Origin of the sequence: Micromonospora sp. NBC_01405 (genome assembly GCF_045040155.1) — a bacterium.
Lineage (GTDB): Bacteria > Actinomycetota > Actinomycetes > Mycobacteriales > Micromonosporaceae > Micromonospora.
Map to the genome: position 1 here is coordinate 1,113,601 of NZ_CP109532.1, position 21,961 is coordinate 1,135,561.

A 21,961-nucleotide genomic window follows, 5' to 3' on the forward strand; every position below is an offset into this window, starting at 1 on the left:
TGTACGTCGACCTCCGACGGCAGGCCAGCGGCATCTGTCCGGCGCGGCCCGTCTCCTGACGCCCGCCCGACCGACCGCCCCCAGACCCCTGGACGCATCCTCATGGCTTCCGCCCTGCGCAAGTTCCCCTTCTCCCTGCAGATCCTGCTCGGCCTCGTCCTCGGCGTGGCGCTGGGCTTCCTCGCCCGCGCCAACGACCTGAGCTGGCTGGCCAGCACCCTCGACACCGTCGGCGGCCTCTTCGTCCAGCTGCTCAAGCTGGCCGTGCCGCCGCTGGTCTTCACCGCCATCGTGGTCAGCGTGGTCAGCCTGCGCGGCGTGGCCAACGCCGCCCGGCTGGCGCTGAAGACGCTGCTCTGGTTCGGCGTCACCGCCCTGATCGCGGTGGGCATCGGCATCGGCATCGGCCTGCTCACCGACCCGGGCCGGGGCGTCACCCTGGACGTCGGCGGGGCCGCCCCGCCGAAGGCCACCGGCTCGTGGACGGACTTCCTGACCGGCATCGTGCCGACCAACCCGGTCGGCGCGTTCGTCGAGGGCAACGTGCTCCAGATCGTCTTCCTGGCCCTGGTGGTGGGCGCCGCCGCGCTGCTGGTCGGCGAGGCCGCCGAGCCGTTCGTGGCGCTCAACCGGTCGCTGCTGGCCATCGTGCAGAAGGCGCTGTGGTGGGTGATCCGGCTCGCCCCGATCGGCACCCTCGGCCTGATCGGCCACGCCGTCGCCTCGTACGGCTGGGACCTGCTGGCCCCGCTGGCGAAGTTCACCACCGCCGTGTACGTCGGCTGCGCGATCGTGCTGTTCGTGGTCTACCCACTGCTGCTGGCCGTCGCCGGCCGGCTCAACCCGCTGCGCTTCTTCGCCGGCGCCTGGCCGGCCATCGAGCTGGCCTTCGTCTCCCGCTCCTCGGTCGGGACGATGCCGGTGACCCAGCGTTCCGTCGAGCGCCTCGGCGTCCCCCGCGAGTACGCCTCGTTCGCGGTGCCGTTCGGCGCCACCACGAAGATGGACGGCTGCGCGGCGATCTACCCGGCCCTCGCGGCGATCTTCGTGGCGCAGGTCTTCGGGGTGGACCTCGGCGTCGGCGACTACCTGCTGATCGCGTTCGTCTCCGTGGTCGGCTCGGCGGCCACCGCCGGCCTGACCGGCGCGATCGTGATGCTCACGCTGACCCTGAGCACGTTGGGCCTGCCGCTGGCCGGTGCCGGCCTGCTGCTGGCCATCGACCCGATCCTGGACATGATCCGCACCGCCACCAACGTCGCCGGTCAGGCCGTCGTCCCGACCATCGTCGCCGCCCGCGAGGGCACCCTCGACCGGGCCGCGTACGACTCGGCCGGCCGCCGGGACCTGACCGAACCGGACGTTCCCGTCCGCACCGACGACCCGAGCCCCGTCCCCGCCTGACACCCGTGTTGATCAAGAGGTCTGCGTCACCGCGGAGATCGTTCCTGACGTAGACCTCTTGATCACGCGTCCCTGAAGCCCGCGCCTGCGCCTGGGCCGGAGAGGATCCGTACATGAGCAGTCTGTTCACCCCGCTGGCCCTACGGGCCGTCACCCTGCCCAACCGGGTCGCCCTGGCCCCGATGTGCCAGTACAGCGCCGGCCCGGACGGCCTGCCCACCGACTGGCACCGGGTGCACCTGGGGGCCCGCGCGGTCGGCGGCGTCGGCCTGGTGATCACCGAGGCGACCGCCGTGGTGCCCGAGGGCCGGATCAGCCCCCAGGACACCGGCCTCTGGTCCGCCGCCCACGTCGACGCGTGGCGGCCCGTCACCGCCTTCGTCGCCGCGCAGGGCGCGGTGCCGGCCGTCCAGCTCGCGCACGCCGGGTTCAAGGCGTCGACGTACCGGCCGTGGGCGGAGCATCGCGGCGGGGTGCCGGACGCCGAGGGCGGCTGGACCCCGGTCGGCCCCGGCGCGAAGCCGTTCGTGCCCGAGTACCGGGTGCCGACCGCGCTCGACGACGCCGGGCTCGCGGGCGTGGTCGAGGCGTTCGCCACGGCCGCCGGACGGGCGGTGGACGCCGGGTTCGCCGCCGTGGAGATCCACGCCGCGCACGGCTACCTGCTGCACGAGTTCCTGTCCCCGCTGACCAACCACCGCGCCGACGGCTGGGGCGGCGACCGGGCCGGCCGGATGCGGCTGACCCTCGCGGTGGCCCGCGCGGTCCGCGCGGCGGTCGGCGAGAACGTGCCGGTGCTGGCCCGGATCTCCGCCACCGACTGGACCGAGGACGGCTGGACCGTCGAGGACAGCGTGGTGCTCGCCGGTGAGCTGGCGGCGGCCGGCGTCGACCTGGTGGATGCCTCCTCCGGCGGCGCCTCCGCCCGGGCCGCCATCCCGGTCGGCCCCGGCTACCAGGTGCCGCTGGCCGCGCGGATCCGCCGGGAGGCCGGGGTGCCGACCGGCGCGGTCGGCCTGATCGTCGAGCCCGAGCAGGCCGAGCAGATCGTGGCCGGCGGGGAGGCCGACCTGGTCCTGCTCGGCCGGGAGCTGCTGCGCGACCCGTACTGGCCCCGCCGGGCGGCGGCCAAGCTCGGCGCCGCACCGTCCTGGCCGGCCCAGTACGCCCGCGCCCTCTGACGTCGGGAACCTTGGACAGTTGCCGTTCGCATGCAACGGCAACTGTCCAAGGTCCGGCGGGGGCGCGCGGGGAAGGGCCGGTCAGCCCGCCAGGTGACCCCAGTCGTCCTCCAGGTCCCGCCACGGGCCCCGGGCCGCCACCGTCCCGCCGATCAGCACCACCACCTGGTCGGCCCGGACCAGCGCCGCCCGCTTCGATGTCGAGCCGACCACCGTCACCCCGTTCTTCCGCAGCGCCGCCCACAGCTCCAGCTCCGTGGTGACGTCCAGCGCCGACGACACGTCGTCTGCGACCAGCAGCTCCGTACGCGGGGCCAGCGCCCGGGCCAGCGCCAGCCGCTGCAGCTGCCCGCCGGAGAGCCGGGTCCCCTTGTGCCCGATGAGCAGCCCGAGCCCGCCCCCGGCGGCGGCCAGGTCGTGGTCGAGCTGGGCGGTCGACACCGCGCCGGCCGCGTCCACGTCGTGGCCGAGCGCGACGTTGTCGCAGACCGTGCCGGAGAGCACCCGGGGGAGCTGGCCCACGTAGCCGACCTGCTGGGGGCGCAGGAACAGCTCCGGTGAGGTGACCGGCTCGGAGTTCCAGCGCAGCGCGCCGGTGTGGTGCACGATCCCGGCCAGGGCGCGCAGCAGCGAGGACTTGCCGGAGCCGACCGGCCCGACGACGAGCACGAGCTGGCCGCGTTCGACGGTCAGGTCGACGTCCCGGACGGCGAGCGTCCCGTCGGTGTGCAGCGCGCCGAAGCCGACCAGGTCCAGCCGGCGCAGTGGGTGCCGGGGCGGGGGCTCGGGCGCGGACGCGGTCCCGGCGGCCAGGTCCACCCCGTCCACCGGCGCCGAGTACGTCCCCACCCCGGCCATCGCCACCGTCCGACGCGTCCACACCCGGGCCGACGGGAGCTGCGAGACCAGGGACGCCGTGGTCCACGCGAACCAGCGGGCCGCGCCGAGGGTGGACACCGCGACCAGGGTGGCCCCGGCGGACAGCCCGCCGCTGAGGTAGAGCGCCCAGGCGCCGATCGGCAGCAGGCCGCTGACCAGGGCCGGCGTGGAACGGGACCAGACCAGCACGGAGATCTCCCGGCGCTGCTGCTCGCTGCGGGTGGCGTCGAGGTCGGCGAGGTGGGCCAGCACCGGACGGGTGGCGCCGGCGAGCTTCACCGTGCGGGCGGCCGACAGGGACGACACCAGCGAGGTGGCGAACGCCGCCCGGGCCGCGACGGTGGCCCGGGCGGACCGTTCCAGACGCGGCCCGAACAGCGTCGCCGCCAGCCCGGAGACGACCATCGTCCCGGCGAAGAACGCGGCCGGCACCAGGCTGCCGGAGACCAGCGTCATGGTGACCACGATGAGCAGGGCGATGGCCTGGTCGAGCAGGTTGTCGGCGAGGATCACCACCCGTTCGGTGTCGCCGCCCTGGGCGACCACCTCGGCCGGGGTGTGTCCGCTGATCCGGCGCGGGCCGGTCTGCCCGTGCACCAGCCGCAGGCTGATCCGCAGCATCTGGCGGACCCACCAGTTGGGGAACCAGTAGCTGGTGAAGTAGGGCACCGGCGTGGTCACCAGCAGCGCGGTCACGATCCCGACCGCCGGCCACCACGGCCCGCCGGAGCCGTCCACCATGTCGGCCCAGAGCCAGGGCAGCACCGAGCCGTCCAGGCCGAGCAGCCCCCCGAACCCGAACAGCGCGATCGCGGTCAGGCCGTACCGGGGGTCGTTGGTGGTCAGGCGCAGGATCTCCCGCATCGTCCGGGCGGGCGGCGTCGGCGGCAGCGGGGGCGGCTCGACCTTCGTCCGGGCCGCGCCGACCGGCACGCCGGGACCGGCGCCCGGCACGCTCGCCCCGGCAGGACCGGCACCCGGCACGCTCGCCCCGGCGGAACTGGAACCGGGACCGGCACCCGGGGCCGGGGCCGGCGGCGGATCGGTCAGCAGCGCCGTGCCGCCGCTCCGCCCGGCCGCTCCCGCCTCGGCATACGCGGAAGCGTGGCTGACGGCCAGCAGCTCGGCGAACCGTTCCGACGAGCGCAGCGGGCCGGACTCGACCACCGCCCCGTCGGCCAGCACCACCACCTCGTCGCAGCCGCGGACCGAGGAGAGCCGGTGGGCGATGACGATGCCGATCCGGTCGGTGAGCAGCCGCTCGGTGGCCCGCTGCACCAGCGTCTCGGTGACCGGGTCCAGCCGGGCGGTGGCCTCGTCGAGGATCACCACGTGCGGGTCGCGGACCAGGATCCGGGCGAACGCGACGAGCTGCTCCTGCCCGGCGGACAGCACGTGCCCGCCCTCACCGAGCCGGGTGTCCAGGCCGTCGGGCAGCTCGGCGACCCAACCGGCCAGGCCCAGCTCGCGCAGCGCCCGGGCGGCGTCGTCGAGCAGGGCCGGGTCGAACAGGGCGACGTTCTCGGCGAGCGTGCCGGCCAGGATCTCGGTGCGCTGCGGCACCACGGCCACCCACCGGCGCAGCCGCTCGACGTCCAGGTCGAGCAGGTCCGCCCCGCCGAGCAGCACGGTGCCGCGCGGCAGGTCCACCGCCCGGGTGAGCACCTTGGCCAGGGTGGACTTACCGGACCCGGTCCGCCCGACCAGGGCGTACGACCGGCCCCGGACGAAGTTCAGCGAGACGTCGCGCAGCGCCGGCGCGCGGTCGCCCTCCGCCCCACCCTCCGGGTAGCGGAAGGTGAGGTTCCGCACGACCAGGTCGCCCTCGGCGGGCTCCCGGCCGCCGGTCGGCTCCTGCCGGGAGTCCTGGAGAAGCTGCACCCGCCCCCAGGCGCCGAGCGCGTACTGCAACTCGGGCACCATCCGGCTGATGTGCTCGACGGTCGCGCCGAAGGCGAGCACCAGCAGCCAGACGGCGGTCAGCCGGGCCGCGTCGATCCGGCCGGAGGCCAGCGCCCAGGCCCCGCCGAGGACCACCCCGACGATGCCGACCCGGATGATCCCGGCGCCGACGGCGGTGACCTCCGCCGACATCCGCCACACCGGCCGCCCCCGGGCCAGCACCTCGGCCGCCCGCCGGGCGTAGAGCCGCAGCACGTACGGCCGGGCCAGGCTGGTGCGCACGTCGTCCTGGCCGTGGACGGCCTCCTCCATCACGGCGGCGAGGTCCGTCCAGGCCTCCTCCTCGGCCATCCGGGCCGGGGCGATCCGCCGGGTCGGCCGGCGCAGCACGACCACGAGCAACGCCGTCAGCGTGAGCATGCTCACGCCGGCCGGCCACCAGACCACCAGTGCGACGACGGTGGAGAGCAGGCCCGTGGCGGACATCTGGGCGATCCGTACGCCGTGCCCGCGCACCTCGGAGGCCACCTGGTAGACGTCCCCGTCGATCCGGTCCAGCAGCTCCCCGACCGGGGTTCCCTCCAGGGTGGGCAGGTCCTGCCCGAACGCCACCCGGCACAGCCGCCGCCGGACGTCGGCGGACCAGTCCGCGGTCAGCCCGGCCATCACCAGCCCGATGGCGAGGTCGGTGACGACCGCGGCGCAGAGCGCCACCGCGAGGACGGCGAACAGCACCCCCGAGCGGTGCACCAGCACCGGGCCGGCGAGCGCCGCCGCGGCGGCCTGGCCGGTGCCGCCGAGCACGATCAGCACGGCGACGACCGTCATCCGGCGGGCCGAGGTGGCCCACAGGTCACGGAAAAGGCGCATGTCGGTCCCTCCGGACTCCGGGGCGGCGGTGCCTCCACCCTGCGTGATCCGGCCGCGCCGTTCAACGCATTTACCCCATCGGGGTACGCCGCCGGGGCCATGCCCGGGCCGCCGGAGGGCCGGGGCCGCCGGAGGGAGCCCGGTCAGGCGCGGGTGTCAGCGAGGGGAGCTTCCCCGCACACTCAGAACAGCACGGTGGCGAGGGTGCCGACCGGGCGGAAGCCGCACCGCTCGTAGACGCGGCGGGCGGGCAGGTTGAAGTCGTTGACGTACAGGCTGACCGTCGGGGCGACCCGCAGCAGCGCGTCCCTGGTCACCGCCGCCATCGCCGCCGTGGCGAGCCCCCGGCCGCGCCACTGCGGCGACACCCAGACCCCCTGGACCTGTGCGGTACGCCGGGTCACCACCGCCAGCTCGGCCTTGAACACCACCTGGCCGTCGACGAACCGGGCGTACGCCCGACCGGCCCGGACCAGGTCGGTGACCCGCCGCCGGTAGCCGTGCCCGCCGTCCTCGGCCAACGGCGAGACGCCCACCTCCTCGGTGTACATGGCCACGGCCGCCGGGAAGAGCAGGTCGATCTCGTTGGCGCGTACCAGCCGCACCTCGGGGTCGACGACCACCGCCGGCAGCGCGTCGGCGGCCAGCAGCGGCTGGTTGGGTCGGACGTCCCGGGCCGGCCCCCAGTGCCCGCAGAGCCGATCCCACAGCCCGAGCACCGCGTCCGCCCGGCCGACGATGGAGGAGCAGAGGCGTTCCTCGGCGGCGAGCAGTTCGGCGTAGGCGGCGACGGCGGGCTCCGAGGCGAGCACCGGTGTGAGGTTGCCGCCGAGCCAGCAGATCGACTCCAGGCTACGGCGTGCGCCGTACCCGAGGATCCGCCCCTCGGCCCGCCACCAGGCCAGCCCTCGCGCGGCGATTCGCTCGGCGACCTGCGCTCCCGCGAACGGGTCGAGGTCGAGCAGCCGCTCGACCGCGCGGCGCTCCGATTCCCCCAATTGCCGTACCGGCACCGTCAGCACGGTTACCAGCCTGCCAGATCACCCCGCCGCCTCGCCGGCCGAGTGCCGAGCCCACCGGGATGGGCACGCCGGACATCGAGCCGGGGCGTCCCCGACGCACGTCCGACAGCACGGAACCTTGTCGCCGACACGTTGGCGATATATCGTTGATGCATCAGCGACAGAACATTGAAGGGAGAACCCTGATGGGTTTCCACCAGCGGATGCACGTACACGAGCACGAGGCCCGGATGCGCGGCTTCGGCTTCCCGCCGTTCCCGCCCGGTCCCCCCGGGCCGCCGTTCCCACCCGGCCCGCACGGGCACGGGGGCGGCCGGGGCGGTCACCAGGGACGCGGCCGGGGACGCCGGCCCAACGTGCGGGCCGCCGTGCTGGCCCTGCTCACCGAACGCCCCATGCACGGGTACGAGATGATCCAGGAGATCGACTCCCGCACCGGCGGGGCCTGGCGGCCCAGCCCCGGGTCGATCTACCCGACGCTCCAACTCCTGGAGGACGAGGGCGTCGTCACCGTCGCGACCGAGGAGGCCGGCGGCGGCCGGAAGCGGTTCACGGTCACCGAGGCGGGCCGCGCCGAGGCCGACGAAGCGGCGCAGGCCCCGCCGTGGGGCGAGTTCGCCGAGGACACGGTCAACAGCTGGCACGACATCCGCGACGCCGGCAACCAGGCGATGCAGGCGCTACGCCAGGTGATGACGACCGGCACCGACGACCAGCGGGAACGGGCCGCCCAGGTGCTCGCCGAAACCCGCCGCAAGCTCTACGCCATCCTCGCCGAATCCGACTGACCCACCCCACCCCCGCCTACTCCCACCTCCCACGCCCGCCTCCTACGCCACGCCCGCCTCCCGCGCCCACCTCCCGCGCAAATTCAAGGAAAGAGTGGCCATTCCGCGGGGAATGGCCACTCTTTCCTTGAATTTGCCGCCCGGGCAGGGGCGTGTCCACCCGGGGCGCGACGTGCCCGGGTGGGTGGGTCAGTGGACCGTGACCGTGGGGCCTGGGACCAGGCCCCGGAGGTCTTCGGGGAGTTCCGCGCCCATCTCGTCGGCGATTCGGAGCGCCTCGAAGATCAGGGTCTCCACGATCTGCGCCTCCGGGACGGTCTTGACGACCTTGCCCTTGACGAAGATCTGCCCCTTGCCGTTACCGGAGGCGACGCCGAGGTCAGCCTCGCGGGCCTCGCCCGGGCCGTTGACGACGCAGCCCATCACGGCCACCCGCAGTGGCACCGGCAGCCCCTCAAGACCGGCCGTGACCTCCTCGGCCAGCTTGTAGACGTCGACCTGCGCCCGGCCGCAGGACGGGCAGGAAACGATCTCCAGGCCCCGCTCGCGCAGCCCCAACGACTCCAGGATCTGGTTGCCGACCTTGATCTCCTCCACCGGCGGGGCCGACAGCGAGACCCGGATCGTGTCGCCGATCCCCTCGGCCAGCAGCGCGCCGAAGGCGACCGCCGACTTGATGGTGCCCTGGAACGCCGGCCCGGCCTCGGTCACGCCGAGGTGCAGCGGGTAGTCGCACTTCTCGGCGAGCTGCCGGTACGCCCGGATCATCACCACCGGGTCGTTGTGCTTCACCGAGATCTTGATGTCCCGGAAGCCGTGCTCCTCGAACAACGAGCACTCCCACAGCGCCGACTCGACCAGCGCCTCGGCGGTGGCCCTGCCGTACTTGGCGAGCAGCCGCTTGTCCAGCGAGCCGGCGTTCACCCCGATCCGGATCGGCACCCCGGCGGCGCCGGCTGCCTTGGCGATCTCCTTCACCTTGTCGTCGAACTGCCGGATGTTGCCCGGGTTCACCCGCACGGCGGCGCAGCCGGCGTCGATCGCGGCGAAGACGTACTTGGGCTGGAAGTGGATGTCGGCGATGACCGGGATCTGCGACTTGCGGGCGATCGCCGGCAGCGCCTCGACGTCGTCCTGGCTCGGCACGGCCACCCGGACGATCTGGCACCCCGACGCGGTCAGCTCGGCGATCTGCTGGAGGGTGGCGTTGACGTCGGAGGTGAGGGTGGTGGTCATCGACTGCACCGACACCGGCGCGCCACCACCGACCGGCACGGAGCCGACCATGATCTGGCGGCTGAGCCGCCGGGGGGCGAGCGCGGGGGGCGGCGCGGCGGGCATACCGAGACTGACTGCGGTCACTTCAGGCACTCACCTTGAGAAGAGCGTGATGGGATTGACGACGTCCGCGGTGATGGTCAGCAGCGTGAACACGCCGCCGATCAGGATCACCGCGTACGTGATGGGCATGAGTTTGAGGTAGTCGACGCGGCCCGGGTCCGGCTTGCCGAAGCGGGCGAACAGCCACGACCGGGCCCGCTCGAACCAGGCGATCGCGATGTGCCCGCCGTCGAGCGGGAGCAGCGGCAGCAGGTTGAACACGCCGATGAAGAAGTTCAGCGAGACGAAGAGCATGAAGAAGATCAGCCAGGCGTTGTTCTCCACCGCTTCCCCGCCGAGCCGGCTCGCGCCGACCACGCTGATCGGGGTGTCCATGTCCCGCTCGCCGCCGGTGATCGCCGTCCACAGGGCGGGCACCTTCTGCGGGATGCGCTTCATCGCCTCGTACGTGCCGACGGCCATGTCGCCGGTGAACCGGGCGGTACCGCCGAACGCGGACACCGGCCCGTACTCGACCCGGGTGGGGGTGCTGTATCGCAGGCCGATGCCGAGCGCGGACACCGGGCCGAGCTGGCCCTTCGGGTTGTCCAGCGGGGGGCGCTGGGTCTGGCCGAGCACGGTGCTCGTGGTGCCCGGCTGGCCGTCACGGACGTACGAGATGGCGACCTTGTCGCCGGGCTTGGCGGCCCGCAGCCCGGTCAGCAGGTCGCCGTAGTTGTTGACCGGGGCGCCGTTGAACGAGCTGATCCGGTCCCCGTCGCGCAGGTTGGCCTGGGCGGCGGGGCTGGCCGGGTCGGTCGCCGTGCAAGCCCGGATGGCGTTCTCCGGCACCACACAGGGGGACAGCGCGATCACCGCCGGCTCCTGGCGGACCTCGGCGTCGGTGGTCGGGAAGTCGGGGTTCGGCAGGCCGGCGGAGATCGCGATGATCCAGGTCGCGACCAGGGCGAGCGCGAAGTGGGTGATGGAGCCGGCGGACATCACGATGGTCCGCTTCCAGACCGGGTAGCGCCACATCGCCCGGGGCTGGTCGGCCGGGTCGACGTCGTCGTCCTGCGGCGTCATGCCGACGATCTTGCAGAAGCCGCCGAGCGGGATGCCCTTGACGCCGTACTCGGTCTCGCCCCGCTTGACCGACCAGAGGGTGGGGCCGAAGCCGACGAAGTAGCGGGTGACCTTCATCCCGAACGCCTTGGCGGTGAGCATGTGCCCCGCCTCGTGCAGGCTGACCGAGATGAGGATGGCCAGGGCGAAGAGCACCACCCCGAGCAGGTACGCCATCAAGATCCTTCCACCGACGCCACAATGATCTCCTGCGCGTGCGCGCGTGCCCACGACTCGGCGGCGAGCACGTCCTCGACGGTACCTGGTTCGGCGAAATCGGGTGTGTCCTCCAACACCCGCCGGAGGGTGTCCACGATGCCGAGGAACGGCAACCGGCCGGCGACGAACGCCGCCACGCACTCCTCGTTGGCCGCGTTGTAGACCGCCGGACGGCAGCGCCCGGCCTCCCCGGCAGCCTTGGCCAGCGCCACCGCCGGGAACGCCTCGTCGTCCAGCGGGGCGAACTCCCAGGTGTGGGCCGTCGTCCAGTCGACGGCGGCGGCGGCGTCGGGCACCCGGTCGGGCCAGCCGAGGGCCACCGCGATCGGCAGCCGCATGTCCGGCGGGCTGGCCTGGGCGATCGTCGAACCGTCGACGAACTCCACCATCGAGTGGATCACCGAGGTCGGGTGCACCGTCACGGTGATGTCGGCGTACGGCACGTCGAACAGCTCGTGCGCCTCGATCACCTCCAGCGCCTTGTTGACCATGGTGGCCGAGTTGATCGTAATGACCGGCCCCATGTTCCAGGTCGGGTGGGCCAACGCCTGCTCGGGCGTGACCTCGGTCAGCTCGTCGCGCCGCTTGCCTCGGAAGGGGCCGCCGCTGGCGGTGACGATCAGCCGCCGCACCTCGGGGCGCGACCCGGAGCGCAGGCACTGGGCCAGCGCCGTGTGCTCGGAGTCGACAGGCACGATCTGCCCCGGCCGCGTCACCGCGGCCCTGACGAGGGGGCCGCCGGCGACGAGGGACTCCTTGTTGGCCAGGGCGAGGGTACGGCCGGCGCGCAGCGCCGCGAGGGTCGGCGCGAGCCCGAGCGAGCCGACCACGCCGTTGAGCACGACGTCGCAGGGCCACTGGGCCAGCTCGGTCATCGCGTCCGGGCCGGCCACGATCTTGGGCAGCTTGAAGTCGCCGCTGGACCAGCCGCGCCGGCTCGCCTCGGCGTAGAAGGCGAGTTGGAGGTCCTGCGCGGCGGACGCCTTGGCCACCCCGACCGCGTCGACGCGCAGTTCGAGGGCCTGGGCGGCGAGCAGCTCGACGTTGCCGCCGCCGGCACCGAGCGCCACCACCCGGAACCGGTCGGGGTTGCGCCGGACGATGTCGATGGCCTGGGTGCCGATCGAACCGGTCGACCCGAGCAGGACGAGATCGCGGGGAGTTGTCACCCGCCCATTCTTCCCCAGCCTCGCTGAGCGCCCGCTGGGAGCCTCAACCCTCGGCGTCTGGTCCGCCGGTGCGGGCTGTCGCCGCCATCGGCTCGTTCCGCGCAATCCGTTGCTCCACAGAGGACTGTCGGATATCCGCGTCTGTTGGTGGCGCCCGCGACGGAGCACCTCCGAGTTCGCTGTCGTCGATACGATCCACCGTGACAAGCGCTGACCGGGGAAGGCGGTGAATGATGCGTTGCGGCACCTGCGGCACCGACACCGATGCGGGGCCCTCCACCTGCCAACGCTGCGGTTCGGCCCTGCTCGGCACCGCCGCCCCGCAAGAACAGCAGCCGCCGGCGCACACCGTGACACCCCGGTCACCGGCACCTCCCGGCGCGCCGGGGCCACCGGTCGAGGCGGCCGGGCCGTCGCCGGCCGTGGCGGCACCGGTCCTGCTGTGGGACCTGCTGCTCTGCGCGGTCCTGGTCGTCGGCTGGTTGCTGGTGGTGCTCCTCCTCGCGCTCGCACGGGGTGCTCCGAACGCGTCCCTGGTGCCGGGTGGGCTGAGGCCGTGGCATCACCTGCTCGCCGTGCTCGCCGTCGCCGTCTACCTGGCGACCACCGTCTGGGGCGCAGACGAGACACCCGGGCACCTGCTGGCTCGCGCCACCCGGGGCGTTGGGCTCGCCGGCGACCTGGCGCGGATGGTCCGACTCCTCATGCCCACCCTGGTGGTGACTCTCGCGGTGGCATTCGTCGCAGGCATGACCGTGCCGCTGCCCGCGACCGTCCCCTGGCCCGAGGCCACCTCCGCGCCACCGCGCGCCGACGACGGGGTGCCGGTCGAAGCGTCGTCGACGCACGGATCGTCCTCGACGACCGGGGTCGAGACGCCGATGCCGAGCGACGACCCGGGCGCACTGCGCGCCCAGGCCGAGGGGGTGGACGCCCTGCTCGCGGGGTCGGTCACCTCGCGCAACGACCTGGCCGCCGCCCTCGCGGCGGTGGGGCAGTGCCGCGACTTGAACCGATCGCTCACACTGCTGCAGAGCGTCGCGCGGCAGCGTCGCGCACAGCGCGACCGGGCCGAGGCGTTGACGGTCGACGCGCTCGCCGACGGGCCGGCGATGCGGGGCCACCTGGTGTCCGCTTTCGCGCACTCGGGAGACGCCGACGACGCCTACGCCGCCTGGGCACAACACTCCATCAGCTCCGGCTGCTCGCTCGACGCCAACTGGCGGCGAGGCAACCGGCTCTCCAATCAGGCACAGGCGGCCAAGACCGAATTCCTCCGTCGATGGAACCCGATCGCCAGGTCGTGCGAGCTGCCCACCCGCACGGTGAGGGACATCTGATGGACCTGAGAGATGGTGACGCGACGGTGACCGACCAGCCACAAGCTGATCACTTCGACTTTCCGCCCTACCAGGAGCCGCCCAGACTGTCCGACACCACCCGGCGCCTGTGCGGGGCGGTCTACCTCGACGAGGAGCTCGCCGACAAGGTGATCAGGGAGGTGGTGGAGGACGAACGCCGCGCCGTCGCCCTCTCCTTCGGCTTCGACCTCAACGCGGTCGTCCGGCACTGCTTCCGGGCGCGGAGCCGCTACCTGGCCCGCGATGGCATCCTGTTCGGGCTGCTCGTCCTCGGCCTGGTGATCGCGCCCAGCACCACCATCGGCTGGCTGATGCTCGGGGTCACCGTGCTGTTCGTCCGGTCCCGGAAGTGGCGCCGGTCATCGCTGCTCGTCCGCATCCCGCTGATCGGAGCGCTCCTCTCCGTCGCGCTCTTCTGTGGCGGTGGGGCGCTCATGGCGCCGCTGTGGAGGTTCCTGAGCATCGGCTACGGGCTGCTGGGCGCCCCCGCCCTCTACTCCGGCTCGCTGATGGGAGCGTCGGGGATCTCGGCCTTCGTCGGGGTGTTTCAGTTCCTGGCGTGGACGCCCTATTTGCTCGGCATCGCCACTCTGACCGTGCTGGTCCGGTTCGAGCGCACCACCCACCAGATCCTGGCCCACGAGCTGCGACCCGGCGTCACGCCGTTCCTACCGCCCGTGCCGAGCGCGCGGGTGGCCCGCCGGCTCGCCATGGTGGCCCGCGCCCAGTACGGCAACATCAACGTCCAGGAACGGAACCCCTTTCTGGGTTGCGGGCCGGCGGAGCACGGCTGGTCGTATGCGATCCCGGTGCGGCCCGTCCCCGGTCGGACCACCGGTCAGGAGGCCGCACCGAGCGCCGCACCGATCGACCACGCGGAGTTGGGTCCGGCGTTGACCGCGCACGTCAGGGCGGCGGTCAAGCGGATGCGGGAAGATCCGTTGCCGCCTGGTGCCCGGGTGCCCGGTCTGTCCCTGGTGCCGCATATCGTCGCCGACGGCGTGCGGTACCAGGGCGACCCGCTGCTCGACCCGGCCACCGGCATTCCGCGGAGTCGAGCCTCCAAGGAGGTGATCGAGGCGATCATCCGGCATCCGCAGGGAGGGCTGCGCTACTACGACCGGATCGTGGTCAGCGGCGCAGGCAAGCCGCTGCACACCGCCGACGGACGGCTGGTGCTGCCGGAGCAGAGCCTCGGCATCGACATCTCCGCCTTCGTCCACGTCGCCGTCGAGGGCGGGTTGCTCTACATCGAGTTCATCACCACCGTGATGCCTCCCATCCAGGCCCGATACGCGCTGGTCGACCGGCTGCGCCCCGAGCAGTCGACTGCCCGGAACACCAGCGCCGCGCTGTCGCACATGCTGACCGCCTCGGTGCTCAGCGGCTGGCGGCTGGCCAGGCGACTGAAGTACCACTGGAGCATGAAGCGCCGGATGGCCGACGCGCTCGTGGCGAGCACGCAGTTCCGGACCCACGACTACGGGGCCAGGGTCAGCGTGCGGCAGCTCGTCGCGGAGCCGGCCACGTTCAAGCACCTGCAACTGCTGGACGAGTGGAAGTACATCAAGCTCTTGGAGCGGGTGGTGCTGGAGGCTGTCGTGTCATTCCTGACCGAACGCGGCCTCGACCCCGGCGAACTGGCGCGACAGGCGTACGAGGTGCAGAACATCTTCGGCAACGTCAACAACATCTTCGGCGGCCAGCAGGCGTTCGCCAGCTCCAACGCCACCTTCGAACAGCACAACTAGGAGGCCCCCGTGGCAGGTCCGAATCAACCGTCCCGTTCGATCGTGTTCCACACCACCATCAGCGGTGGCCAGCAGGCGATGGCCAGCGACAACCCCGTCTTCGTCCAGTACAACGGGACGAGCGAGTTCGCGGAGAAGTTCGACGCGCTGCTGCGCACCCTGAAGGAGCACGTCGCCGACTTCGAGGACCCGGATCGGGCCGGCCGTGAGGTGGCGGCGATCGAGACGGCCCGGGTGCAGCGGCAGCCGGACCGCCAGCCTGTGCTGAACTCGTTGGAGACGTTGGCCGCGCTGACCACGGCGGGGGGCACGCTGGCGAACGCGGTCGGCGCAGTGATCGAACTGGTCTCACAACACTGGCCGCTCTGAACCACGACGCGCGCCGTCAGGGCCGCCGGGTCCCCGCGCCGCGCAGCACCGCACACTCTCTCCGACGCCGGCGATCAGTGCCGATGGCGCCCCGCCGGAGGAATGTTTCAATGCATCGATGACTATGGTTGAATTTCGTCATGCGAAGAGGTCTCGTCTGGCTGGCCGTCACATTCGTCTTCGGTGCGCTGCTGGTCAGCCCGGGAGCGGCCCGGGCCGCCACCGCCACACCGTCGCTGGTCATCGCCAGCGACTTCCCCGACCCCGACGTCGTCAAGTTCGGCGGCACCTACTACGCGTACTCGACGAACAACGGCAACGGCAACGCCCCGGTCGCCACGGCCGGCTCGCTGACCGGCCCGTGGACCCGGCGGCCCGACGCGATGCCGACGCTCGGCGCCTGGGCGAACGGGGGGCTGACCTGGGCGCCCGACGTGTCCCAGCGGGCCGACGGGCGGTACCTGCTCTACTACACCGCCCGCAGCCGGGCCACCGGCCGGCAGTGCCTCGGCGCGGCGCTGGCCACGTCGCCGCTGGGCCCGTTCGGCGCCGTCGGCACCCAGCCGCTGGTCTGCAACGCCGGCGAGGGCGGCGACATCGACGCGGCGAGCTTCACCGACAGCACCGGGCTTCGCTACCTGCTCTACAAGGACGACGGCAACGCCATCGGCCAGCCGACGAGCCTCTGGCTGCAACAGGTCGCCGCCGACGGTGTCGCCCTCCAGGGCGGCCGGGTCGAGCTGCTGCGCAGCGGTCGCGCCGAGGAGGCCGGCATCATCGAGGCGCCCGCGCTGACGAAGGTGGGCGCGCAGTACGTGCTGTTCTACTCCCTCGGCGGCTACGGCGGCGACGGCTACCAGACCAGCTACGCCACGTCGACCTCGCTGACCGGGCCGTACACGAAGGCGTACCGTTCGCTGCTGACCACCGCGTCGCTCGACTCGGCGGTGCGCGGGCCGGGCGGCGCCGACGTGGTACGCGAGGCGGGCGGCGACCACATCGTCTTCCACGGCTGGATCAACAACTACTCGGCGCGCGGCATGTACGTGGCGGCGCTGGGCTGGTCCGGCGGATACCCCGTGGTGCGGGGCAGCCGGGTGCGGTACGAAACCGAGCGCGGCACGCTCAACCACTGTGCGGCCCGCGCCGCCCCGAACACGTCGCAGGGCCAGGTCGTGGCGTACATGGACTATGCGGACAGCTGGGTCGAGATGACGGTCTTCGCGCCCCGGGCCGGCGGGTACCGCGCCAATGTCGCCTACGCGGCGGGCTACGGCGACGCCCAGCACACGCTGACCGTCAACGGCGCGAACCCGAAGGTCGTCAGCTATCCCAACACGGGCTGGGACGTCTGGCGGCAGGTGGGCGTCGACGTGACGCTCAACGCGGGCTACAACACGCTGCGATTCACGTACCTGAGCCGCTGGGCGGAACTTGACTTCGTCGAGGTGGCATAACGCACTCGTCCACGAGGATCATGGACCTACACCAAGATCAACACAGCTTCCTGACCGTTTGATGCTGCTATTTGGACGGGCGTTGGGCAGATCTTGGAAGGAAACGGCCCCTGGAGGGGCCGTTTCCTTCCAAGATCTGGTCGCGGGGGTCGGACGGCAGGTCGTTCGACCGGCAGCGCGGGTTGCCGGTCGGCTGACGGCCTGATTTTCGGTGCCCGCACGAGGCGGGCACCGCAAACCGATCAGGCGGCGAGGCGGAGCACGAAGGCCTCCACCTCCTCGCCGCCGTACCAGTCGGTGCGTCGGCCCACGTGGGTCATGCCGAGCCGGCGGGCCACCGCCATCGACGCGGCGTTGCCCGGCGACACGACCGCCCAGACCTGCGGGGTGCCGGTCGCCAGCTCCCGGGCCACCAGCGACCGGGCCGCCTCGGTGGCGTACCCGTGACCCCAGGAGTCCGGGTGCAGGTGCCAGCCGACCTCGATGTCCTCGGTCAGCACGCTCTCGTCCCGGCCGGGCAGCGGCTTGAGCAGCACCGTGCCGGCCACCACGCCGGTGTCGCGGACCTCGATCGCCCAGGTGCCGTACCGGTCGCCGTGCTCCGCGTGCCGATCCCGCCACATCGCGAGCCGGTCGGCCGCCTGCGCCGGGTCGGTGAACGGCTGGCCGGGCGCGCCCAGCCAGCGGGTGACCTCGGGCCGGGAGTAGATGTCGAAGATCCGGGTCAGGTCGGCCGGGTCGGCGGTCCAGTCCCGCAGGACCAGGCGTTCCGTGGCGAGGATTCCCATGGCGGCGATCCTAGTGAGCGGCGGACGGCCCGGCTGGTGACGGCCGACCTGCGCGGCCTGCGCTGTCGTGAGTGACGCGGGGCGGTACGGGGAAAGAAGCCGCGATGGGCAGCGGAAGGCAACGGGCGAAGCGGATCACCAGTGCAGCGTTCCGCCCGCTGCGGGGCCGGGACCTGTCCCTGCACGCCGCCGCCATCACCTTCTACGGGGCGATCGCCGTGGTGCCGGTGGCCCTGCTGGCGATCTGGCTCACCTCGCTGCTGGCGGGAGCCGACCGGGTGCGCCGGCTCACCTCGTACGCCGTGGAGACGCTGCCGGACGCGATCGGCGCGCCCCACGCGGTGCAGGCGCTGGTGGAGGCGGGGGTGGGGTTGACCCCGCTGCCGGCGTTGGCGTCGCTGCTGCCTGCGTCGCTCTACGGCGAGGGGCTGCGCCGCGCGTTCGTCTCGGTCGCCATGCCGCGCAGCGACGAGTCGTTGGTCGGCTGGCGGGGCCGGCTGCTGCTGCTCCCCCTGCTGGCGCCGGCCCCGGCCCTGCTGCTGTCGATCCTGCTCGCGCTGCCGACGACCACCAGGCTGGTCCGACAGGGCGGATGGAGCGGCGCGCTGGGGGTGGTGCTGTCGTTCCTGGCGGTCTGGCTGGTGCTCACCCCGGTGCTGCTCTGGCTGTTCCGGGTGGTCGGCCCGGCCTCGCCGGACTGGCTCTCCGCGCTGGGCATCGGGTCGTTCACCGCCGCCAACCTCTCCGGATTCCTGCACGGCTTCGTCCTCTTCGCCTCGCTCCCGATCGACCTGGGCGTGCCGTTCGGCGGCTTCGACGAGATCGGCGCGGGGGTGGCGGTCCTGCTCTGGCTCTACCTCTTCCACGTGATCGTGCTGGCCGGCTACTCCGCCACCCTCGCCCTGTCCCGCTGGCGCACCCGCCCGCCCAGGTGACGGCTCTCCGGGGCGCTCCCGGCCCGAACGGGTGACGGGCTCTCGGGGCGCTCCCGGCCCGAACAGGACCGGCGACGGTCTCCCGCCGGGGGCGGCGCGGCGCTAGGCTGCCCGAGCATGAGCGAGCGCAGCGATGATGTCCGCATGAGCGGGGCGAGTGCAACGGTGACAGCCGCATGAGCGGGGCAGGCGAGCTGCCGACCCGGGCCGACGTGGTGATCGTCGGGTCCGGGCACAACGGGCTGGTCTCGGCGATCCTGCTGGCCCGCGCCGGGCTGGACGTGCTGGTGTTGGAGGCCGCCGACGTGATCGGCGGGGCGACCCGCACCGAGAACCCGTTCCCGAAGGTGCCGGGGCTGCGCCACTCCACCGGGTCGTACCTGCTCGGGCTGATGCCGCCGGAGCTGCTCGCCACGCTCGACGTGCGCATCCCGGTGCTGCGCCGCGACCCGCACTACTTCCTGCCCACCCCGGGCGGCGCCGGATCGCCGTACCTGCTGATGGGCAGCGACCACGCGGCGACCCGGCGGCAGCTCACGGAGTTCTTCTCCCCCGCCGACGTGGCCGCCGACGACGCCATGCAAGCCGAACTGGCGGCCCTGCGCGACGACCTGGCACCGGCCTGGCTGGCCGAGCCGCTGCCGGTCGAGGAGACCGCCGAGCGGCACGTCCGGCCCGCGCTGCGGCAGGTCTTCGTCGACCTGGTGCGCGGCTCGGTCGCCGACCACCTGGCCCGCTTCGACTTCCGCTCCGAGCTGCTGGTCAGCATGTACGCGGTCACCGACGGCCTGTCCGGGCTGAACGCCGGCCCGGACGACCCGGGCACCGGGCACAACTTCCTCGCGCACAACATGTGCCGGCTGCCCGGCTCCGACGGCACCTGGATGATCGCCGAGGGCGGGATGGGCACGGTCTCGCGCACCTTCGCCGACGCGGCCCGCGCCGCCGGGGCCCGCATCCTCACCGGGACGCCGGTCGCCGCGATCACCCTCGACGGCGGCGCGGCCGGCGGGGTGACCCTGGCCGACGGCCGGCACGTGCCCGCCCGGGTGGTGCTCGGGGCCTGCGACCCGTACCGGCTGATCGACCTGCTGCCCGACGGCGCGCTGCCGGCGCCGCTGACGCAGCGGATGGCGGCGGTCCGCCGCCCCGGCACCACCCTCAAGCTCAACCTGGCGCTGACCGGGCTGCCCCGCTTCACCTGCCTGCCCGAGGGCGCGCCGAGCCCGTTCGGCTCCACCATCCACCTGCTGCCCGGCTCGGCGTCGCTGGTCGGCGGCGGGGGCGAGCCGCCGATGGCGGCGCTGCGGGCGATGTGGGCGGACGTCCAGGCCGGACGGCTGCCCGACGAGCCGACCATCGAGTGGTACCTGCACACCACCGTCGACCCGTCGCTGTCCGACGCCGCCGGCCACCACTCCTCGGCGCTGTTCGTCCAGTCGGTCCCCTACGAGCTGGCCGGCACCACCTGGGACGAGGCCCTGCCCGGGTACGTGTCGCGGCTGGTGGAGATCTGCGAGCGGTACGCCCCCGGCACCGCCGACCTGATCGCCGACGCCGTCCCGCTCCCCCCGCCCGGCATCGAGGCACACTTCGGCATCACCGGCGGCCACATCCACCACGTCGACAACACGGTCTCCTTCACCGACCGGATGCCCTACGCCACCGGCGTCGACGGCGTGTACGCGGGCAGCGCCGGCTGCCACCCGGCCGGCAGCGTCATCGGCGCCGCCGGCCACAACGCCGCCCGCCGCATCCTCACCGACCTGGGTCGCTGACCCGTCCGCCCCACCGCCCACCCACCCCGTCGATCGTGGGGGTGGGTGGGCGGTGGGGCGGTGGCGGTCAGGGGGTGGGGGTTTCGGCGGTGGCGCGGTGGGCGCGGACCTTGTGACCGACGCTGGTCAGGCACCGGCCGCTGGGCAGGTCGAACTTCCAGCCGTGCAGCTGGCAGGTGAGCTGGTCGCCCTCGACGATGCCGAACCGGGTCAGGTCCGCCTTCAGGTGCGGGCAGCGGCGCTGCACCACCCAGTCGCCAAGGGTGACGTCCTCGGCGTCGGTGCTCCGCTCGTGCTCGTCGTACCAGCCCTCGGCGTACTGGAGGCGCTCGGTGGACAGGCACTTGAAGAAGGCGTACACGAACTCGTTGTACTGGCCGATCCGGGCGGCGGAGAACCGGCAGGACAGGAAGAGCGAGTTGACCCAGTCCACCTCGTCGATGTGCAGCAGGTGCTCGACCAGCGCCCGGTCGGTGCGGAACCGGTAGCGGACCTTCTCCTCGGCGTACGGGCGTACCTCCTTGCCCGGGAAGTCCACCACGATCGACTCGACGCTCTCGCCGTCGTAGCCGACCAGGTCGAAACGGACCGGACCGCCGACCCCCTTGGCCAGGTAGATCGACTCCTCCAGCAGCGGCTCGATCCGGCGCTTCATCCCGGCCAGCACGTCGACCTCGGGGTGCCGCCAGGACGCCTTCTCCGCCTCGATGACGCCGCGCTTGCGCTCCCGCATCTCCTCCAGGTGGGCGACCTTGTTCGCGAAGAACTCCTCGATCGGCACCGGGTGGGTGGTCGTCGCGCCTTCGGTGGTGACCTCGGCGACGCTGCCCGGCAGCAGCACGATGCCGTTGGTGCCGCCGACCTTGGCGTACTCGGACAGGAACACCGACTGGTCGGGGAAGATGTTGCCCTCGTCGCCGTGGATGTCGTTGAACTGCCACAGCGCGTCGTCGAGGAAGCACGGCGGGCCGGCGATCGGGAAGACGTGGTCGGCCTTCAGGTCGGCGATGTAGCGCCAGGTGCGGTCGAACTGCCGCTCCCGCTTCTGCTTGCCGAACGCGGTCTTCGCCGACTGCGGCAGCTCGTAGACCATCGGGTACCAGATCGCGCCCGAGAACTGGAGCATGTGCGCGTGCACGTGGCCCAGCTCGGTGAAGACGCTCAGGTCCGTCGGGCGGGCGTCGTTCTGGTTGAGCAGCCGGACCCCGTCGTACTCGACCCAGAGGGACGAGTCGCCGATCGGGCCGTCGGTGGGGCTGGTCAACGCCTGAATCATGATCTTAAGACCGCCGTCGAGCTCGACGACCTGCTCGTTCGGCGCCCGGAGGAAATTCGTGAAGCCCAGCTCCCGCAGCTCGTCCTCCATCTCCGAGGTGGGGAACTCGGGCAGCAGGACGGTCGTGTCCTTCGACACGTACCGCTTGAGGTGCGCCGCGTCGAAGTGGTCCCGGTGCAGGTGCGACACGTACAGGTAGTCGACCTGGCCGAGGGCCTCCCAGTCGAGCAGGGAGTTGTCGGGGAACGGGAACCAGGACGCGAAGTAGGCGGGATTGACCCACGGGTCGCACAGGATGCTGCCCGCGGCCGTGTCGATCCGCATGCTGGCATGTCCCGTACCGGTCACTCGCACCGCAGTCCCCCTC

16 protein-coding genes are annotated in these 21,961 nt (G+C 72.7%); 9 read left to right on the forward strand and 7 right to left on the reverse strand.

Going from position 1 to position 21,961, the window contains the following annotated elements:
- Nucleotides 1-114: 114 nt before the first annotated feature.
- Together OG559_RS04100 and OG559_RS04105 are read left to right on the forward strand one after the other, a co-directional pair.
- Complete coding sequence (locus OG559_RS04100; RefSeq protein ID WP_405116371.1) at nt 115-1,404, forward strand: dicarboxylate/amino acid:cation symporter; 1,290 nt, start codon at nt 115-117, stop codon at nt 1,402-1,404.
- A gap of 113 nt (nt 1,405-1,517) precedes the next feature.
- On the forward strand, nt 1,518-2,585 hold the full coding sequence (locus OG559_RS04105; RefSeq protein ID WP_405112619.1) for an NADH:flavin oxidoreductase/NADH oxidase: 1,068 nt from the start codon (nt 1,518-1,520) through the stop codon (nt 2,583-2,585).
- A gap of 81 nt (nt 2,586-2,666) precedes the next feature.
- On the opposite strand, the gene OG559_RS04110 is transcribed toward OG559_RS04105, so the two are convergent.
- Entirely contained in the window at nt 2,667-6,236 is a 3,570-nt protein-coding gene (locus OG559_RS04110) for an ATP-binding cassette domain-containing protein (RefSeq protein ID WP_405112622.1), read from the reverse strand.
- A gap of 182 nt (nt 6,237-6,418) precedes the next feature.
- Nucleotides 6,419-7,258 (reverse strand): GNAT family N-acetyltransferase, encoded by an 840-nt coding sequence (locus OG559_RS04115; protein WP_405112624.1) that lies wholly within the window; start codon nt 7,256-7,258, stop codon nt 6,419-6,421.
- Nucleotides 7,259-7,443: 185 nt separating this feature from the next.
- Between OG559_RS04115 and OG559_RS04120 the strand changes: the two genes are divergently transcribed.
- Nucleotides 7,444-8,046 carry a PadR family transcriptional regulator gene (locus OG559_RS04120; protein WP_405112626.1) on the forward strand — a complete coding sequence of 201 codons (603 nt, stop codon included), beginning with the start codon at nt 7,444-7,446 and terminating at the stop codon, nt 8,044-8,046.
- 189 nt (nt 8,047-8,235) lie between these two features.
- Here OG559_RS04120 and ispG read toward each other — a convergent pair whose 3' ends face one another.
- From ispG to dxr, 3 genes are read right to left on the reverse strand one after another with little or no spacing between them, the layout of a single operon-like run.
- Nucleotides 8,236-9,408 (reverse strand): flavodoxin-dependent (E)-4-hydroxy-3-methylbut-2-enyl-diphosphate synthase, encoded by a 1,173-nt coding sequence (gene ispG, locus OG559_RS04125; RefSeq protein WP_405112628.1) that lies wholly within the window; start codon nt 9,406-9,408, stop codon nt 8,236-8,238.
- A gap of 9 nt (nt 9,409-9,417) precedes the next feature.
- Nucleotides 9,418-10,668 (reverse strand): M50 family metallopeptidase, encoded by a 1,251-nt coding sequence (locus OG559_RS04130; protein ID WP_405112630.1) that lies wholly within the window; start codon nt 10,666-10,668, stop codon nt 9,418-9,420.
- Nucleotides 10,668-11,879 carry a 1-deoxy-D-xylulose-5-phosphate reductoisomerase gene (gene dxr, locus OG559_RS04135; protein ID WP_405112632.1) on the reverse strand — a complete coding sequence of 404 codons (1,212 nt, stop codon included), beginning with the start codon at nt 11,877-11,879 and terminating at the stop codon, nt 10,668-10,670. Before dxr ends, OG559_RS04130 begins: the two co-directional genes overlap by 1 nt.
- 422 nt (nt 11,880-12,301) lie before the next feature.
- On the opposite strand from dxr, the gene OG559_RS04140 reads away from it, so the two are divergent.
- The 4 genes from OG559_RS04140 to OG559_RS04155 all read left to right on the forward strand — a co-directional run bounded on the left by OG559_RS04140 (nt 12,302) and on the right by OG559_RS04155 (nt 16,817).
- On the forward strand, nt 12,302-13,219 hold the full coding sequence (locus OG559_RS04140; protein WP_405112634.1) for a hypothetical protein: 918 nt from the start codon (nt 12,302-12,304) through the stop codon (nt 13,217-13,219).
- Complete coding sequence (locus tag OG559_RS04145) at nt 13,219-14,991, forward strand: hypothetical protein (protein ID WP_405112636.1); 1,773 nt, start codon at nt 13,219-13,221, stop codon at nt 14,989-14,991. The genes OG559_RS04140 and OG559_RS04145 overlap by 1 nt, the downstream gene beginning before the upstream one ends.
- Before the next feature lie 9 nt (nt 14,992-15,000).
- Nucleotides 15,001-15,360: a hypothetical protein gene (locus tag OG559_RS04150; RefSeq protein WP_405112638.1), complete on the forward strand. Its 360-nt coding sequence runs from the start codon at nt 15,001-15,003 to the stop codon at nt 15,358-15,360.
- Nucleotides 15,361-15,500: 140 nt separating this feature from the next.
- Nucleotides 15,501-16,817, forward strand: coding sequence for a family 43 glycosylhydrolase (locus OG559_RS04155; protein WP_405112640.1), 1,317 nt, complete (start codon nt 15,501-15,503; stop codon nt 16,815-16,817).
- Between the two features lie 242 nt (nt 16,818-17,059).
- Here OG559_RS04155 and OG559_RS04160 read toward each other — a convergent pair whose 3' ends face one another.
- Complete coding sequence (locus OG559_RS04160; protein ID WP_405112642.1) at nt 17,060-17,605, reverse strand: GNAT family N-acetyltransferase; 546 nt, start codon at nt 17,603-17,605, stop codon at nt 17,060-17,062.
- A 104-nt stretch (nt 17,606-17,709) separates the two neighbouring features.
- Between OG559_RS04160 and OG559_RS04165 the strand changes: the two genes are divergently transcribed.
- Nucleotides 17,710-18,540 (forward strand): YhjD/YihY/BrkB family envelope integrity protein, encoded by an 831-nt coding sequence (locus OG559_RS04165; protein WP_405112644.1) that lies wholly within the window; start codon nt 17,710-17,712, stop codon nt 18,538-18,540.
- Between the two features lie 176 nt (nt 18,541-18,716).
- Nucleotides 18,717-20,318, forward strand: coding sequence for a phytoene desaturase family protein (locus tag OG559_RS04170; RefSeq protein ID WP_405112646.1), 1,602 nt, complete (start codon nt 18,717-18,719; stop codon nt 20,316-20,318).
- A 67-nt stretch (nt 20,319-20,385) separates the two neighbouring features.
- Here OG559_RS04170 and OG559_RS04175 read toward each other — a convergent pair whose 3' ends face one another.
- Nucleotides 20,386-21,948, reverse strand: a complete 1,563-nt coding sequence (locus OG559_RS04175) for a Rieske 2Fe-2S domain-containing protein (RefSeq protein WP_405112648.1) — start codon at nt 21,946-21,948, stop codon at nt 20,386-20,388.
- Nucleotides 21,949-21,961: the final 13 nt, after the last annotated feature.